The 906-nt window shown below is 33.3% G+C and carries 1 protein-coding gene; it reads right to left on the bottom strand.

Annotation, left to right across the window (positions count from 1 at the left end):
• Positions 1-409: 409 nt before the first annotated feature.
• Positions 410-906 (bottom strand): IS6 family transposase (locus ACJQQZ_RS12525; RefSeq protein ID WP_408023172.1); only part of this gene is annotated, 497 nt, incomplete at its 5' end.

Below are 906 nucleotides of genomic sequence, written 5' to 3' on the forward strand. Positions count from 1 at the left end.
TTCCAATTGCTTTATTGACGTTGAGCCTCGGAACCCTTAACAATCCCAAAACTTGTCGAATGGTCGGCTTAATAGCTCACGCTATGCCGACATTCGTCTACAAGTTTAGTTAAGGGTTCTTCTCAACTTCAATAAATTTTCTCGGCATAAATGCGTGTCTAATCTTTTTTAGAACGACTAATCAAAAAATAATCTAAAAAATCACAAACCAAAATTAAAAAATAAAAAAGCCTAAATACTCTCTCGATTTGTGAGAAAGTATTTAGGCTTTTTGAATTAATAAATTTCTTACTTCTTATGTTTATTTAACAATTAGTACTGGGACAGAACTTCTTTTAGCAATCTTATGTGGGTTCTGTTGCAAAGTAAAAAATATAGCTAACCACTAATTTATCATGTCAGTGTTCGCTTAACTTGCTAGCATGATGCTAATTTCGTGGCATGGCGAAAATCCGTAAATCTGAAGAGACCTGCGGTTCTTTTTATATAGAGCGTAAATACATTCAATACCTTTTAAAATATTCTTTGCTGTATTGATACTTTGATACCTTGTCTTTCTTACTTTAATATGACGGTGATCTTGCTCAATGAGGTTATTCAGATATTTCGATGTACAATGACAGTCAGGTCTAAGTTTAAAAGCTTTAATTACTTTAGCCATTGCTACCTTCGTTGAAGGTGCCTGATCTGTAATTACCTTTTGAGATTTACCAAATTGTTTAATGAGACGTTTGATAAACGCATATGCTGAATGATTATCTCGTTGCTTACGCAACCAGATATCTAATGTATGTCCCTCTGCATCAATGGCACGATATAAATAGCTCCATTTTCCTTTTATTTTGATGTACGTCTCATCAATACGCCATTTGTAATAAGCTTTTTGATGCTTTTTCTTCCAAATTT

This window comes from Staphylococcus sp. KUGN1 (assembly GCF_045984185.1).
GTDB lineage: Bacteria > Bacillota > Bacilli > Staphylococcales > Staphylococcaceae > Staphylococcus > Staphylococcus warneri_A.